This is a genomic window from Streptomyces sp. NPDC048639 (assembly GCF_043199075.1).
Lineage (GTDB): Bacteria > Actinomycetota > Actinomycetes > Streptomycetales > Streptomycetaceae > Streptomyces.
In genome coordinates this window covers 187,611-202,792 of record NZ_JBICVP010000013.1, presented here as the reverse complement: position 1 = coordinate 202,792, position 15,182 = coordinate 187,611, and the positions used below count along the sequence as shown (strand labels likewise).

The 15,182-nt window shown below is 67.9% G+C and carries 14 protein-coding genes; 10 read left to right on the top strand and 4 right to left on the bottom strand.

Features of this window, described 5'->3' with window-relative positions; all coding sequences use genetic code 11:
* The first annotated feature begins 216 nt into the window (after positions 1 to 216).
* The 4 genes from ACGFNH_RS30185 to ACGFNH_RS30170 all read left to right on the top strand — a co-directional run bounded on the left by ACGFNH_RS30185 (position 217) and on the right by ACGFNH_RS30170 (position 3,816).
* Positions 217 to 1,701 (top strand): UDP-N-acetylmuramoyl-L-alanyl-D-glutamate--2,6-diaminopimelate ligase, encoded by a 1,485-nt coding sequence (locus ACGFNH_RS30185; RefSeq protein ID WP_393659142.1) that lies wholly within the window; start codon positions 217 to 219, stop codon positions 1,699 to 1,701.
* Positions 1,702 to 2,577: 876 nt separating this feature from the next.
* Positions 2,578 to 2,730 (top strand): hypothetical protein, encoded by a 153-nt coding sequence (locus tag ACGFNH_RS30180; protein ID WP_393659140.1) that lies wholly within the window; start codon positions 2,578 to 2,580, stop codon positions 2,728 to 2,730.
* Positions 2,731 to 2,953: 223 nt separating this feature from the next.
* Positions 2,954 to 3,457 carry a hypothetical protein gene (locus tag ACGFNH_RS30175; RefSeq protein ID WP_393659138.1) on the top strand — a complete coding sequence of 168 codons (504 nt, stop codon included), beginning with the start codon at positions 2,954 to 2,956 and terminating at the stop codon, positions 3,455 to 3,457.
* On the top strand, positions 3,457 to 3,816 hold the full coding sequence (locus tag ACGFNH_RS30170) for a winged helix-turn-helix domain-containing protein (protein WP_393659137.1): 360 nt from the start codon (positions 3,457 to 3,459) through the stop codon (positions 3,814 to 3,816). The genes ACGFNH_RS30175 and ACGFNH_RS30170 overlap by 1 nt, the downstream gene beginning before the upstream one ends.
* 524 nt (positions 3,817 to 4,340) lie before the next feature.
* On the opposite strand, the gene ACGFNH_RS30165 is transcribed toward ACGFNH_RS30170, so the two are convergent.
* On the bottom strand, positions 4,341 to 5,675 hold the full coding sequence (locus ACGFNH_RS30165; RefSeq protein ID WP_393659135.1) for an FG-GAP repeat domain-containing protein: 1,335 nt from the start codon (positions 5,673 to 5,675) through the stop codon (positions 4,341 to 4,343).
* Positions 5,676 to 6,103: 428 nt separating this feature from the next.
* On the opposite strand from ACGFNH_RS30165, the gene ACGFNH_RS30160 reads away from it, so the two are divergent.
* Positions 6,104 to 6,817 carry a hypothetical protein gene (locus ACGFNH_RS30160; RefSeq protein ID WP_393659133.1) on the top strand — a complete coding sequence of 238 codons (714 nt, stop codon included), beginning with the start codon at positions 6,104 to 6,106 and terminating at the stop codon, positions 6,815 to 6,817.
* Between the two features lie 490 nt (positions 6,818 to 7,307).
* Here the strand turns inward: ACGFNH_RS30160 and ACGFNH_RS30155 are convergent, their stop codons facing one another.
* On the bottom strand, positions 7,308 to 7,691 hold the full coding sequence (locus tag ACGFNH_RS30155) for a DoxX family protein (protein WP_393659131.1): 384 nt from the start codon (positions 7,689 to 7,691) through the stop codon (positions 7,308 to 7,310).
* A 437-nt stretch (positions 7,692 to 8,128) separates the two neighbouring features.
* Between ACGFNH_RS30155 and ACGFNH_RS30150 the strand changes: the two genes are divergently transcribed.
* Positions 8,129 to 8,761 (top strand): hypothetical protein, encoded by a 633-nt coding sequence (locus ACGFNH_RS30150; RefSeq protein WP_393659129.1) that lies wholly within the window; start codon positions 8,129 to 8,131, stop codon positions 8,759 to 8,761.
* A gap of 280 nt (positions 8,762 to 9,041) precedes the next feature.
* On the opposite strand, the gene ACGFNH_RS30145 is transcribed toward ACGFNH_RS30150, so the two are convergent.
* Entirely contained in the window at positions 9,042 to 9,500 is a 459-nt protein-coding gene (locus ACGFNH_RS30145) for a pyridoxamine 5'-phosphate oxidase family protein (RefSeq protein ID WP_393659127.1), read from the bottom strand.
* A 471-nt stretch (positions 9,501 to 9,971) separates the two neighbouring features.
* Here ACGFNH_RS30145 and ACGFNH_RS30140 point away from each other — a divergent pair, with 471 nt between their 5' ends.
* Positions 9,972 to 11,552 carry an SMP-30/gluconolactonase/LRE family protein gene (locus ACGFNH_RS30140; RefSeq protein WP_393659125.1) on the top strand — a complete coding sequence of 527 codons (1,581 nt, stop codon included), beginning with the start codon at positions 9,972 to 9,974 and terminating at the stop codon, positions 11,550 to 11,552.
* Between the two features lie 330 nt (positions 11,553 to 11,882).
* On the opposite strand, the gene ACGFNH_RS30135 is transcribed toward ACGFNH_RS30140, so the two are convergent.
* Positions 11,883 to 12,494: a hypothetical protein gene (locus ACGFNH_RS30135; protein WP_393659123.1), complete on the bottom strand. Its 612-nt coding sequence runs from the start codon at positions 12,492 to 12,494 to the stop codon at positions 11,883 to 11,885.
* Positions 12,495 to 12,887: 393 nt separating this feature from the next.
* On the opposite strand from ACGFNH_RS30135, the gene ACGFNH_RS30130 reads away from it, so the two are divergent.
* The 3 genes from ACGFNH_RS30130 (at position 12,888) to ACGFNH_RS30120 (ending at position 15,144) form a co-directional block, all read left to right on the top strand.
* Entirely contained in the window at positions 12,888 to 13,472 is a 585-nt protein-coding gene (locus ACGFNH_RS30130) for a TetR/AcrR family transcriptional regulator (RefSeq protein WP_393659121.1), read from the top strand.
* A gap of 21 nt (positions 13,473 to 13,493) precedes the next feature.
* Entirely contained in the window at positions 13,494 to 14,372 is an 879-nt protein-coding gene (locus tag ACGFNH_RS30125) for an SDR family NAD(P)-dependent oxidoreductase (protein ID WP_393659119.1), read from the top strand.
* Between the two features lie 61 nt (positions 14,373 to 14,433).
* Complete coding sequence (locus ACGFNH_RS30120) at positions 14,434 to 15,144, top strand: MBL fold metallo-hydrolase (RefSeq protein WP_393659118.1); 711 nt, start codon at positions 14,434 to 14,436, stop codon at positions 15,142 to 15,144.
* The last annotated feature ends 38 nt before the right edge of the window (positions 15,145 to 15,182 follow it).

Sequence of the window (15,182 nt, the reverse complement as noted above, 5' to 3'; positions counted from 1 at the left end):
GCTCGTCTTCCGTGAACGCCGCATGACCCTGCCTGCAGGGCATCGCGTCCCGCTTGTGTCGGATGCCCCCGCCGAACTTCCGACATCAACTCCGCAGACCACCGCGGCAGATCAGCACCACCACCACCACCACCACCACCGCAGCTGCCGGCACGCCGTCGGCGCTGCCGCCAGGCAACGGCCGCACGTCGGTCGAGCCACGTTCTAAGGGATCACATGAAGCTGAGCGAGCTGCTGGCCGGGCACGACCACCACGTTCTGCAGGGCAGTGCGGAGACGAGGATCACCGCGGGAGCATGCTTCGACGCCCACCGAGTGTCGCCGGGTTCACTGTTCATCGCGGTGCCCGGCCACCGTGGGGGCGGCCCCGATTCCGTGGGACCGGCCCTCGCACGCGGTGCGGCGGCCGTGCTCGTCGACGGAGGAGCGCCGGATCTTCCGGCGTCGGTATGGGCGTCGGCCGCGGACGTGTGCGCCGTACGCGTGCCGGACGCGCGGACCGCGGCCGCGATCGTCGCCTCCCGCTACCACGGCGAGCCGGGGCGGCAGATGGACATGGTCGCGATCACCGGCACCAACGGAAAGACGTCGGTGTCCTACATGGTCGAGTCCGTCCTGCGGATCGCCGAGGGCGCCGAAGTCGGGGTCATCGGAACGGCCGGCAGCCGGATCGGGGACGAAATGATCCCGATGCCGAGGTCGGTACTGACCACGCCGGAGTCGCCGGACCTCCAGTACCTGCTGGGGTGCATGCGTGACCGCGGTGCCAAGAGCGTCGTGCTGGAGGCCACGTCCATGGGCCTGCTGACTCACCGCGTCGACCGCTCCTTCATCGATGTCGGCGTCTTCACCAACCTGACGCAGGATCACCTGGACGACCACGGAACGATGGAGAACTACCGGGACGCCAAGTTGCGCCTCTTCGACGGCCTGTGCCGACACGCGGTCGTCAACGCCGACGACCCGGTTGGCGCCGGAATCCAGGCGATGATGCCCGGCGCGGTGACCACGTACGCCCTCGACACCGAGGCGGACTACCGGGCGACGGACCTCTTCGTCGACGCCTCCGGCACACGCTTCACCCTGCTCCACGACGGCCGCGAGTACGCGGCGGCGATCCCCATCCCGGGCCGCTTCTCCGTGTCCAACGCACTGGCCACCGTGGCGGCCTGCCACACCCTCGGGCACGACCTGGCGGGACTGGTGGCGGCACTCGGCCGGATGCCTGCGATCCCCGGCCGGTTCGAACGCTTCGAGACCCCGCGCGGCACGTCCGTGATCGTGGACTACGCCCACTCCCCCGACTCCCTGGACAAGGTCCTGGCCACCATCCGCGGCTTCGCCTCGGGCCGCATCATCACCGTCTTCGGCTGTGGCGGGGACCGGGACATCACCAAGCGCGCCGAGATGGGGGAAATCGCCGGTACTCATTCCGACCTGTGCGTCCTCACCTCGGACAATCCGCGCACGGAAGACCCCGAGACGATTCTGGACCAGATCACCCCCGGACTCACCGCGACCGGCACACCGTTCGAGCGGTTCACCGACCGCCGCCAGGCGATCGCCTTCGCCCTCTCCACCGCGGGGCCGGACGACATCGTCCTCGTCGCAGGGAAAGGCAGCGAGCCGTACCAGATCGTGGGCGAGGAACTGCTCCCCTTCAGCGACATGGCGGTGGTGCGCGAACTCGCCGGGTCGTGATCTCCGTGGGCATCCTCCTGAGGCTCAACGACTGTCGGCTGTCCCGGTGCGAGCAACCTCATCAGCCGGCGCTCAAGAGCTCCAGGCGGAGGCCGCGCTCGACGGCATGCGGGGCCTGCGCCTTCCACGTCACATCACGGTCGACGATACGTTCATCGGCGCCGCCCATGACCTGCCCACCCGGCCCGCCCATCGGTGACGCGGTGACGGCGCCGCCAGGCACAGCTGACGGTCGCCGAGTCCCGTGCACTTCAACGCGAGCGTTGCACGGTGGAAGTCGGGCCAGGCGTCCAGCGTGACGGGTTCACCTCGATGTATTGCGACGTTGAGCAGGTCGGCGTGACGAGCGCAGTGCCATGTCACGGTGCGGACGCGGACCTGCGGCGTTGCGGGAATCTGAGTAGCCGGTCCCCAGGACCTGACGGGTCGGCACACCTATGGTTCCGGCGTATCACCCCTCAAGGAGGGAGACGAACCGTGAACCACACATCACCGTCCCGCCTGTCCACGCGATACCTCTCAGGGCTGTCGCGAAAGGAACGACGACGAGTCAACGGGTGGCAGTGACCCCGCCACCCCACAACGCTGCTGACCGGATGATCGGCCTGGTACACACACTCTCGAGGCGCAGCCGGCATTGAGTGTGGCTCGCACCGGACCCCATTGGCGCGGCGGCCCCCGGCGTTGCAGTGGCTCGCCGGGGGCCTCCCGCAAGCTCCGTGCTCAGTACCGGCTCGCGGTCACGAGGCCGGACCGCACCCACGACCGCACGACCGCACAGGGCCGGAGGCCGACCGGCTCATCCATCTCCTTCCGGTGCGATGCCCGGCGGTTCCTACGGATCATCCGAGCCGGACCGGAGGAAGATGTCCGGCCGTGCACGCCATCGCCGGTCGACGGATCCGGTTCGCCATGACGCTCCATGCCCGCAGCCGATTCAAGGTACCCGAGATCGGCCGGGCCGTCGCCGTGGCCTGGCCGATTCCCCGATGGTCCACCCTGCCCGCGATCACGTTCCACCAGAACTGACCCCCGCGACCACCACGGAACACGGGCCTACCGGAAGCCAACGCACAACCGCCGAACGCCGCCGAACGTGAATGACGGGGCCCAACCAGCGGCGCCGAGCGAGCCGGAACCCCAGGCGATCCGCGTCAAGAGCGACTCCGGCAAGTACTTGCCTGACAGGAAACGAGAGACTATCTTTCCCGTCAGGAAAGAGACTTCCTCTTTGGAAAATCAGGAGGCGTTCGTGTCCGATCGACCGACCCAGGACCAGGCTGCTCAGGCATTGCAGGGCATACGGCAGCGGCAGGGTGAGGCGCTTGCCGGGCGGCAGGAGGCGCGCTGGGTGCAGATCATGTTTGCGGTCCTGGCGGTGGCGTGGTTCGCGTCGTACGACGTGTTCCAAGACCCGGGCCCGATCCCGTACTTGGTCTTCGCGGGGGTGATGTGGACATACCTGCTGGCGTCCCGGACCCGCAAGGGCGCAGCGCTGCTGGGCCACCGGTCCACGGGCTTGCGGAACCTGCCCGGGGCCTACATTGCGATCGTTCTCGGCATCTTCACCGTCGTGATGGTCGCCGGCGGCTACATCGGATCGCGGAGCACCGGGTTTCTTCACGACCATGTGCCCTACTGGCACAGCCTGCTGGGTCTGGTGCTGACCGCCCTGGCGTTCCCCTTCGCCCGATTGGGCCAGAAGTTGCAACTGTGGCTGCTGGATCGTACGCGGACCCGGAAGCAGGGTCTGTAGTGTCCGATGCCGATCTCGATCCGCTGCTGGTGGACCCGACCCGGCTGTCGATCGTGTCGCTGCTCTCGTCCACCCGCTGGGTGGAGTTCGGTTTCGTCCGGGACACGGTCGGCCTGTCCGACTCCGCCTTGTCCAAGCAGATCAGCAAACTCGGCGACAAGGGCTACGTGGACATCAAGCGGGGGTATGTCGGCAAGCGCCCGCGGACCTGGCTCAACTTGGCCGACGACGGCCTGAAGGCTCTTGAGCAGCATGTGGAAGCCCTGCAGAACATCGTCGCCCACTCCCGCCACGCCGGACAGACACACGCATCGGGCATCGACGCCGACGTCGGCCCGGAAGCCACCTCACAGGAGTGAGAAGGACCGGGCGCGCGGCCGGCCGGAAGGCCTTCACCGGGGAGTGCGGTGCGGACAGCCAAGGATCGTTGCCGCTCGGCAAGTCATCGTCACAGGCCCCCGCCGTTACGGCAGCGGGGGCCGTTCTGCGGGCAGTTGAACGAGGACTCGATCGCCGAGGCGACTGGGCGCGCGGGTCGCCCGACGGACGGGAGAAGCCGACGCCGGACACCACATCCCCGGGACTCTTTCCGAAGGGCCCCGGGGAGCCCGGGGCCCGGGGCCGACCAGGTACGTGCGGACCCTCTGCCGTTCCAGCCCTTGTCCCTGGCGATCTCCGAAACGGCTCATCGCCCCGGACTCCAACACCCCGCGAAACGCCGCAGATTCAACGAGCGACGCGTACGAAGTCGAGCGAACGGCTCATGCGCCCAAACGCTTCCGGACCGGTGCCATCCGCGTTGACCAACGAGCGCAAGGCTCCCGAACCGCGACTGTTGCTGCCCTCCGTCTTCGGCTTCGCTCGTGACCGGCCGGGGCAGCACTCAGGACGCGCGTCGAACGAACCCCTTCGTGGTGAAGGACGCCTTGTCGCGAGACGTCGTACCGTCGGTGATCCACCAGTGCGTCGGCCGTTCACCGTAGAGACCGAACATGGGGCCTGGCGCCCAGTGCAGGATCAGTTCGTCCTTGCCATCACCGTCGAAGTCGGCGGCTCCCGCGGGCCGGGCGTGCCGCCATTTCGCGGCCGTCTTCTTGCCGCCCGCCTTCGCGGGCCCTTCGCGCAGAACCGTGGTGCGCTTGTCGCCGTCGATGAGTGTGGCGCCCTTGTACGTGGCGACCAGGATGCCGTCGCGGCCGTCTCCGTCCGGATCGGCGGCCGCGAATCGGCCGGGCCCGTAGTCGTTGCCTGCGCCCTTGGGTACGTCGGGCAGCCGGTGCGTGAACGGTTTGCCGCCACCGCCGGGATACACGGAGAGCGACCCGTCGACGTCAGGAGCCTCGGTCTCGTAGCCGGGCTCGTCGTTGCGGCTGCCATCGTCCCCGACGGCCACGTCGCGGAGCTCGTCGCCGTCGAAGTCACCGAATGCGTGCGCGTTCCCGGGGCGCAACCGTTTCCCGTTCGGGGACGGGCCGCTGCCGCGGCGGGCCGGGTAGAGGGTGTTGCCGGACTGCTCACCGTCGCTGGTGCCGTGGAGCAGCAGGGAGGTTACCCGCGGGCTGCCGGACGGGTCGATGTCGTCCGCGACGAGCTCACCGTCCGACCATGGCAGTCCGGTGTCGGTACGCGTCGGCGCACCGGACCGCGAGAACGGGCCGTACAGCAGCACCATGGACGAGTGGTTCTGCGCGAGCGACGCGAGGTCGTGATGCCCGTCCCCGTCGAAGTCGCCGCTCACCACGGACTCCAGGCCCAGCTTCGACGCGCTCGACGGCAGCCCCACCGGGGCCGCCTCGGTGCCTTCCTTGGGCCCGTTGGGTCCGCCCCAGGTCACGTACGGGACGGTGCGTGGAGCGGAGACCTGCTCGTCGTCCACGTGCTTGCCCTCGACGGTCGTGACGAAGTCCGGGAAGCCGTCACCGTCCAGATCGGCGGTGACCATCCCATCCGCGGGGACTGCGTCACGCCGGGCCGTTCCCTCCGCCGGCTCGGGCAAGCCCAGGTCGCGGCGCCCGTAGACCGTACGCGTCGAGGGGTCGGGTCCCATTGCCGAGCCGTAGATCACAGCGATCCGTTGGTCGCCGCCCGGGTTGACCGGGTCGCCGCCGACGCCGACGGGTATCACGAGGTCGCGGTACCCGTCGGCGTTGATGTCCTCGGGGTCCTTGGACCCTTTCCCGGGGGCCGGCGACCGGCTTCCGGTGGGTGCGCCGGGCACCCCGGCAGCCGAAGTCCCGCCCCCCGAGGAGGACGGCTCGTGGTCCGATCCCCCACTGCCGCATCCGGAGAGTGGAGCGAGCACGACACAGACAGCGCAGACGGCGAAGGTGGGCAAGGACAAGGCGGTGCGAGACTTCATGCACCTCACCCTCACACCCCGTGCCGTGCCGAGACCAGCGGGGGTTGCGGGACTGTTGCCCAGTTGTCGCTCAGCTTGCTCTGCGGACCCGGCAACAGTGGGGCGACTTGGAGGACTTCTCCGTCGAGGGGAACCAACACGCCCGCCGGCCCCATCCCCTCGCCAGGGTGCTGGGCACGGTCAGCTGCGCATCGCCCCGAAGACCGATGAACTCATGCTCTTTTGCCGACTGCGGGATGAGGACCGGAAGAGGTCCGACCCGACCGAACCTTCTCAGGAATGAGACCATGGCATTCAACATAGAATTCCAAATGCAGGTGAAATTTACTTCCAGCGGGGACTTCAAGGCATGGAAAGAGAAAGTCCTCATTCAGCAACGGGCGCAACTCGAACTCCTCCCCTCCTTTTCGGAGAACTTTGACGAGTTCGACGAGGATTTGCTGACGGATCTGATCATCGAGGACACCTCGACTCTTGAAGAGGCGCTGGATCAACTGCGCAGTGTCGGTTACGAGATCGCAGCCGAGGACATCGTGGAGTGGAGGCAGGCGGTGGATGACGAGGGAACCCCGGGCGTCCATCTTCTGGAGGCCCGGAAGCTGAGGCGGGACTCGCAGGTCAGTGCTCTGCTGGACCACCTACGCGTCAATCCGGCACCCGACCTCCTCGAGGTCAACCGACTGTCGCTGAGCGACCATGGCGACATCGTCGTGAATGGATCCTTTCGCGACTATGACGCATTCTGCGACTACCGCCTTCCGCTGATCTTCGCGGGGGCATCCGCCAAAGAATGTGACGGTAGCGGCCATGTGTCGTTCTTCGGGGTCGAGGACATGACGCCCGTATCGCTGTTCTTTGATTTCGACCGGGACGGCATCGCGATCAACGAACCTGACGTTCAGGATGCGATGGAATGGAACCTTCACGAACGCTTCGAGAGCGTCGAATTGACCGATGAGGGCCTGCGGCGAACGAATCCGACTGCCCGGCATCCGGAGTGAATGGCCGAACTTTGCCTCAGCCCTGAGGCGGCGCGCGCCCAGGCGGAGATAGTTCTGCCCGACGTGCAGGCGTACGCGCCGGGCGCCGCTTCGCGAGGAGGCTGTCGTCCACAGCGCCGCCGGGTGGCTGCCGTCGTGCACCACGGCAGCGCCGGCACCTCGACGACGGCTGCTCCGGCCGGCGCGCCTCAGGCGGTGGTACCCGAGTCGCGGACCAGCTCCTGGGCCGCGCGGGCCGTCCCGAGCTGGGCATCGGCGCGGCACACGACGGACCGACTCCGACCTACGACTCCCTGTCGGCCGCGCTCACCACGACCCTGACCCCCGAGACCTGAGCACGAGCGAGGACCTTGGCCGACACGATGCCCACCGGCGCGGCGACAGCGACCGCGAATCTGCTACTCGACGCGGCCGGCCGCGAAAGGCCGTGCGTGCCCGCGTGAACGACACAGGATTGTCGAGCCGGGGACCGGTGGACCGACCTTAAGGGTCAGCCGGTGAAGGACTCTGGGCCGAAGCGGCCCCACGCAACGAATGCCGCCAGCGCCAGATAGACCAGGTTCAGCACCACAAAGGTGAATTCGCCGCGTCGGCCGTGGGTGATCATCGCTCCGACCATCAGCAGGATCCAGCAGACGGCAGTCACCGGCACCATGAACGGTGCGATGTCGAGCGCGGCTGGCAGGATCAGGCCCGCCGCGGCCAGGAGCTCGAGGACGCCGAGGGTCTTGACGAAGCGGACGTCGGCGTCCTCGGTCCATCCCCCGCCCTTGGCCGCAGCCAGCTTCTCCTTGGGCACGAATGCCTTGCTGATGCCACCGGTCAGGGCTACTGCGGCCAGCAGTCCGGCGGCGATCCACAGCGCGAGGTTCATCATCCACTCCTTGATCGAGAGTTGCCTGTACCTCGTACAACGAGACGGCAACCCCCGAATGTGACATCCCCGAACACCCGGGCATGGGAAGGCCGTACGCACCATGCGTACGGCCTTCCTGGGGCGCGTCCTCATGCAGGCCATCAACGACCCTCGCCGGGGTCCCGGCGGGACGCATGCCCGCGGTGGTGAAGGCCGGCCCCGGTGACCGCGTCGGCGCCGTAGAGGCCGGTGGGCCGGGTGGGGCTTGCCCTGGTGTACGGCCGGCGGCCGTACCTCCGGCATGGAGTCTCGCTGCCCACCCTGACCTGCCTGCGGAAGGCGACTGCAAGAAACCTGGGGACACGTGTCACCCGGGAGGGACCGACATGGCGTTGTAGGGGGTGGAGAGGCGCCCCTCCGCTTGATCGGACCTCGTCAGCAAGGAGTGTTCATCCATGAACGGGATGAAGAAGTACCTGGTTACCGCGTGTGCGGTGAGCCTCATGGCCGGTGTGCCGACTGCGGCCTTTGCGTGGGCCTCTCCTGCCGCGACCACGACGCACGCGGGCAAGGCCGTTGCGGGCACAGCGAAGAAGGGATCCGTCAAGGTGGTGGCGCCGGGTGAGAGGGTCACGGTGGCGCCGAATCTGACGATGTGGCTCACCAAGGACGGCAAGCAGTGCCTGCAGCATTCTTTCGAGCCCACGCCCTGGTGCAACAAACTGTCCGGAGGCAAGACCGGCGCGAACCTGGCCGGCCTCGACGAAGGCGACCACCGGGCATGGCTGTCCGGCGGCTACGTCGGCGACGGCGACCCGGCCGGGGTTCGGATTCGTACACTCAGCGGCACCACCCAGGGCACCGTGGTAACTCTGGCCGGAAACCCCGGCTGGGGCGCCTGGTACTCCCAATCCCCCATCACCAAGCCCGAACCCGGCGACGACAAACACCCCAAGGCCTTCCTGCGTAACGTCACCGTCTACGACAGCGCCGGGAAGACCATCGTCTCCACCGACGCCCCCCACGCGGCGGACGCCATCAAGAGCCGGATCGACGGCGCGGGGGAGACCGAGGCACGGTTGCGCTGATCCTCCTGCGCATCATCGAGCGTGTGCCGGTCCCCCGGTGTCCCACTGGTGACAACCCGATGGAGGCAGCCGGGCCGGGGGGGTGGTCTCGTAGGGAATGCGGGGACCCGGCGCCATGCGGTTCGCGAGGTGGCGGAATGCGCGAAGCGAATCAGTGCACCGGCGTACGTGCCGCCGCTGCGGGGCGGGCTCCGCGGGTCAGTTGGTCCTTCGGTGCTCAGCAAAGACCTTGCTCATCGGCATCACAGGAGAGAGCGCCCGGCCAGGACGACTGCGGCCACTACAGCCACGCTCCTTCGCGCATGATGACTCGCCCCAGCAGTTCCGGCTCACCGCGCCAGGCGCGTACGGTCCTCGGCACCACGCGCACGTACAGATAAGGGCCCTCCTCCGTGCGCGGGTCCCATCCGAACTTGCCGGCGAATGCATCTGCGGCGGCCTCCGGGACGTCCCGGTCGGGAAAGCACTCCGCCTCCCCTTGCAGTAGCACCACATCGAAGGTGTCCGGCAACGCCAGGCGCACGCGCGGCTCCTCGCGTACGTTGCGCGCGGTCACGGAAGTCTCGCCCGTACACATCCACAACGCCCGTCCGTCCCAGGAGAACCACAGGGGCACCTGGTGCGGGCCGTGATCAGGATGAGCCGTCGACACCCATACGTCCCGCTCTCCATCGAGCCGTTCCAGTGTGTCGCGCCTGCGCTCGGCCATCGCACGACGAGCCATTCGTGGGGGTTCCATGACGCTGACGCTAGCCAGCATCCGTGCTCGATGCCTGGGGCGCTGGTCCTACTCCCTGCGAACGACGACCACTTGTCCGCTGCACGGGGGTGCAGCCGACTCAGGTGTTCAGTGCGGCCCACCGACGCTCAGTCACAACGTCGGCATGTCGGCATACGGGAGGTCCGCCGGGAAACGTCTGACCCCTGGCGTCCCGGACGCGCTCGGTCCGGCGAGGCCGCCCCCCTGCCGTTGGGGTGGCTGCCGGGCCGCCCGGTGGCGTGGTGCACGGCAGGCACAGGGGCGCTCCCTAAGGTCGGCGGCTGACGGACCGCTGCCAGGGCGGCTGACGACCAGACCACCGCACGGTGACGGGCTGTCACGTCCACGGCGTTCCCTGCCTCTCCCGCGTACGGCGGTGGCCGGGGGTGCTTGCCGTCTCTGCCGGCCGGTACGGCATCGGGCCGACCGTCCAGAACAGGTGGGTGTCTCATGGGCAGTTCTTCAGAGCCCGGCTCCGTTGAGAGGTACGAGCGGGAGTCGTCTCCGCCGGTCGGCGGGGAGGGACGCTCCTGGCGCCGCCGACTCACCGCGATGGCGTGTACCGCGATGCTCTGCACGGCCGGGCTCGTCTCGGTGGCCCCAGAGGCCTCGGCCGCCGTACCCACTCCCGGCAGCGCGCCGCTGTACATCTCCGACTACACCGACGGCACGGTGCTGAAGATGCCCGCGGACGGTGGCCCGCAGACCACCGTCCCCACCACGGGCCTGGTCCGCCCGACCGGGATGGCGGCCGACCCGGCCGGGAACCTCTTCATCTCGGACACCGGAAACAGCCAGGTGGTGAAGGTGCCCGCCGATGGGGGTCCGCAGACCGTCGTCCCCACTACCGGCCTGAACCGGCCGCTCGGGCTTGCGCTCGACGCGGCAGGCGATCTCTACATCGCCGACGACTTCAACGACCGGGTGGTGAAGGTCCCCGCGGACGGCGGCCCCCAGACCACCCTTCCCACCACGGGCCTGGTCCGTCCCAACGGGTTGGCACTGGACGCCACGGGCCATCTCTACATCTCCGACTTCTTCAACGACCGGGTGGTGAAAATCCCGGTCGGCGGTGGTCCGCAGACCACGGTTCCCACTACCGGTCTCTCCCAGCCGACCGGGCTTGCCCTCGATCCGGCCGGGAACCTCTTCATCTCCGACAGCGCCCACGACCGGGTGGTGAGGGTCCCCGCGGGCGGCGGTCCCCAGACCACGGTTCCCACCAACGGTCTTGACGCCCCGGAGGGACTGGCGCTCGACGCCGTCGGCAACCTGTTCATCGCCGATTTCCCGCATGACCGGGTGGTGAAGGTCCCCGCGAACGGCGATCCGCAGACCATCGTCCCGACCACCGGCCTGCACACTCCGGTCGGGCTGGCGATCCCGCCGTACCCCGTACCGCCCACAGGGGTGACGGCCACCGCCGGCATCGGGCAGGCCACGGTGTCGTTCACCCCCAGCACCTCTCCCTCGGTCACCGGTTACACCGTCACCGCCACCGACCTCACCCGCCCCTCCCGCGGGGGACAGACAGCCCAAGGCACCGGCTCCCCCATCACGGTCACCGGTCTCACTCCGGGCGACCGGTACAGGTTCACCGTCACCGCCACCAACGCCGGGCAGGCGACCAGCTTCCGTTCGGCCCGGTCCGCGACCGTCGTGATCCCCGCGGGCCACCCCGGGGCCCGCACCAGGCTCACCGCAACGCCTGCCGTGGAGAAACTGCACGTCCAGCCACCGGTTCTGCGGGTCGAGGGCCTGTCCGCCACACTGACCAGGCCGAACGGCTCCCCGGTGGCCGGCCAGACGATCGAGTTCACCACCACGGCGAAGACGCGGAGGCTGTGCACGGCGGTCACCGACAGCCGGGGGGTGGCACGCTGCCACGCCACTGTCCGGGACCGGGCCTTGAGGCTGAACCGCCTCTACGAGGACCTCCGCCGCCACGGCTACCTCGCCACCCACACCGGTACCCCGGCCCACCGACCCAGCAGCGACACCGCCCCTGTGTGGGCAAAGCGCTGGCGCTGACCGGCAGTTGACCAACCGGACCTCTCGAATCCTCTCGAAGGTCCTGCGAGGGCCACGGAACCCCAGGTCGGGGCGCCGTGGCCCTCATCATTGATCGGTCGCACAAATTGCCCCACCGGTTACGGGACAACCTCCGAGTAGCGCCCTTCCTGGAACACGCCCCGCACCGCGCTGGTGCCGCCACCCAGATCCCTGGGTCGTGGCACCAGCAACACTCCGGGTTGCACTCCCGAGGAACGAACGATCCCCACGCGCCGAGCGCCTCAGACGTCGTTCAGTTTGTGCGCCGCGGTCGCGGACGCTCCCGGCAAAGTCGCGGGGCACGACCGTTCACGGGAAGCGGCGGCGGGAGTCGGCCCTCCCGGGTCGGGTCTGTAGTTGTGCGAGTTCGTCTGCGCGGCGGTGGTCCTTCGGTCGTCCGAGGGCTCTCCGCATGCGGATCAGATCGTCAACTGCGGCGTAGCGGATGGTGAAGCCCGCGGGGTCACGAGTGGTCTCCGCCCCGGTCAGGCAGGGGGTCACATCCATGGCACCCCAGGGCAGGGCGGGAGTGCACATGTCTCCGCTTGCACCGGTGACCCGATATCCCACCTGCGCGCTGTCGAGATCGGGCAGTTCGGTGCAGCCGCACAGGAAGAGGGCGTCGCGCAAGGCGCGCGCCTCGTCAGGGGTCCCGTCCCAGAGCAGGTCGAGGTCTCCGGTCAGTTCCGTGGAGCCGTGCATGATGCCGGCGACCTGGCCGATGACTACCGCGCGCGAGCCGGCGTCATGGAGTGCTTGGAGCAAGGGGAAAGGATCAAAGCCGAGTGCCCCGTCGGTGGCGAAGGTGCCCAGCAGATCGTCGGCCTCCTCCGGGCGACGCCCGATGGGGATACGTTCCCGCGTGGCGTCTTCGGTCCGTGCGATCGCCTGCCGCAGGCGCAGGGCAGCTGTCTGGCTCATGCGGCCATCCAACACAGCCTGACTCTGACTGTGATCAGAAATGTTCCGGACCGGTCGTCACCAGCCCGACTGGAAGGCCAGTTGGTGACGTAACTCCGGACGCCGCGAGGCCGGCCTACCGGGCCGTCTCAATGATGGCGCGGCGGTGGCAGATGAGGTCGCTGACGGTGCCGACGAAGGCGAGGAAGGCGAGTCGACGACAGCTGCTGCCGCCAGGTGCAACCCGACGCGGCCACGAACACGATCGCCGCCAGCACCGCCCGGTCATCACACCGACGGCGATCTACAAGAGCGACCATCCTGCCGCTTCGGCCTGGAGCGCGTGCCCGGAGGCGCGGCCGTACCCACTGGATACTGGTTGACAAACCTGTCGCTTAGTGTCAACTTTGTCGTATGACGAGCATGAACGAGGGTGAGGCGCCGCGAGGAGCGAAGCGCGATCGTCGCGTGGCGATCCTTGATGCGGCGGCGGCGACTCTTCTGCGGTACGGCTTCCGGAAGGCATCCGTGGATGAGGTGGCACGCCTGGCCGACATCTCACGACAGGGGCTCTACCAGCACTTCCCGACCAAGGACGCACTCTTCGCCGCCACGATCGACCATCTCCTCGAAACGAGCATCGCCTCCTCGCGCGCCGCATTGAAAGCGCCCGGGATCCCGCTCGAGGAGCGGATCCTCAAGGCCTTCGAATCGATGGCCGGAGAAACCCTCGTTTCACGGTTGGACGAAGTCCTGGAAACCGCGGAACGGCTGACAGGTCGCACTGCCAGGGAATTGGAGGGAGCGATCATTGCCGAATTTGCGAGGGCCCTGGAGGGCACCGCGGATTCGAGCCCTTGGCGGCGGAACGGCGACACCGCGGAATCCGTCGCGACCGTGCTCTATGCCACCTCGGCCGGACTCAAGCGCATCGCCTCCTCAGTGCCCGACTACCTCGACAAGATGCGACGAACCATCCGGTTCGTCTGCAACCCCTGAAGCGAGAGAGATGGATGGAGCATGAAGAAGTCAATCCTGATAACGGGCAGCACATCCGGAATCGGGCGCGCCGCCACCATCGAGTTCGCCTCGCGGGGATACCAGGTTTTCGCCACCTATCGATCCGACGCCCACCGCGACGAGCTCGCGGCCATCGACAACGTCCACCCGATCCAGATGGATGTGACCGATGCTGCTGATCTTGAGCGGGCCTATGCGGCGGTGGCGGACGAGGTGGGAGGGGCCGGGCTCTACGCCGTGCTCAACAATGCCGGCATCACCTACTCGGCCCCGTTCGAGTTCCTCGATGAGAAGCGCGCGAGAGAGGTCATGGAAGTCAACGTGATGGCCCCGTACCGCATCACCCAGACATTCATCCCCCTGCTCCTCGCGCACAACAAGGGCAGCCACGTGAAAGCACGGGTGGTGAACATCGCATCGTGGGCGGGTCTCATGGCATCGCCGTTCATCGCTTTCTACAACGCCTCAAAATCCGCAGTGATCGGGCTCACCGAGTCCATGTTCTACGACCTGCAACTCCTCGACATCCACACGGTCCTCGCGATACCGGGAATCACCAGGACACCCCTTCTGGCGAAGACCACCGAGGACGGGACGGCGACCTTGGACGCGATGCCGACCGAGGGACGAGCGCGATACCAAGACCTCTTTGCTCATTACGCGACCATGAGTGCCGGCTCCGAAGGGCTGCCCATGCTCGCCACCCCCGAGAAGGTCGCCCGCAAGCTCTACAAAATCGTCGACAAGCCGAACCCGCGGTTCAAGAACAACCTGAGCATCGACGCAAGCCTTGTCGATCACGTGATCACCCGACTCCCACGGGCAGCCAGGGTGGCGATGAACAGACGCATGTACCAGCTGGACCGCGCGCACCCCTGAAGCCCACATCCGCAACGACAGGCCGTAGCCGTTCGCCCCTGAGCAGGAAGACGAAGAGACCATGCAACTCGCGCCACACCTCCACCGCCTCGGCAACGACGTCGTCGCGACGTACCTCATCGACACCCCGGAGGGAATCACCCTCATCGACGCCGGGTTTCCCGGCCACTGGCGTGATCTGCAGAAGGAAGTCGCGGCACTCGGCAAGCGGATCTCCGACATCAAGGGCCTGATCCTCACCCACGGGGACTGCGACCACATCGGCTTTGCCGAACGACTGCGTAGCCAGCACGGCGTACCGGTCTACGTGCATGCCGCTGACGCCGACCAGGCTCGAACCGGTGAAAGACCGAAGGCGACAACCGGCCCCATGCGCCTCGGTCCGACCATGGGCTTCTTCGCCTACGCCCTCCGCAAGGACGGCCTCCGCGCGAAACACATCCAGCAGGTCGTGGAGGTAACGGACGGAGATGTACTGCCACTTCCCGGCGATCCCGAGATCATCGGACTCCCGGGCCACTCCCCCGGCAGCATCGCCATCCATGTCGCCATCGCCGACGCGGTCATGGTCGGCGATGCGTTCGTCACCCGTCACCTGCTCACCGGACGCAGGGGTCCGCAGCCCGCGCCGTTCTCCCAGGACCCCGCAGCGGCAGCGTCGTCGCTGGAACGACTCGCCGGACTCGATGTGTCGTGGGTGCTTCCCGCTCACGGCGCTCCCTGGCACGGGTCGCCGGCCGAGGCGGTCGCCGCGGCGCAAGTAGCGCTGTGACGCTGCTGAAGACCATGGCTTCCCCAGGGAGTCGGACA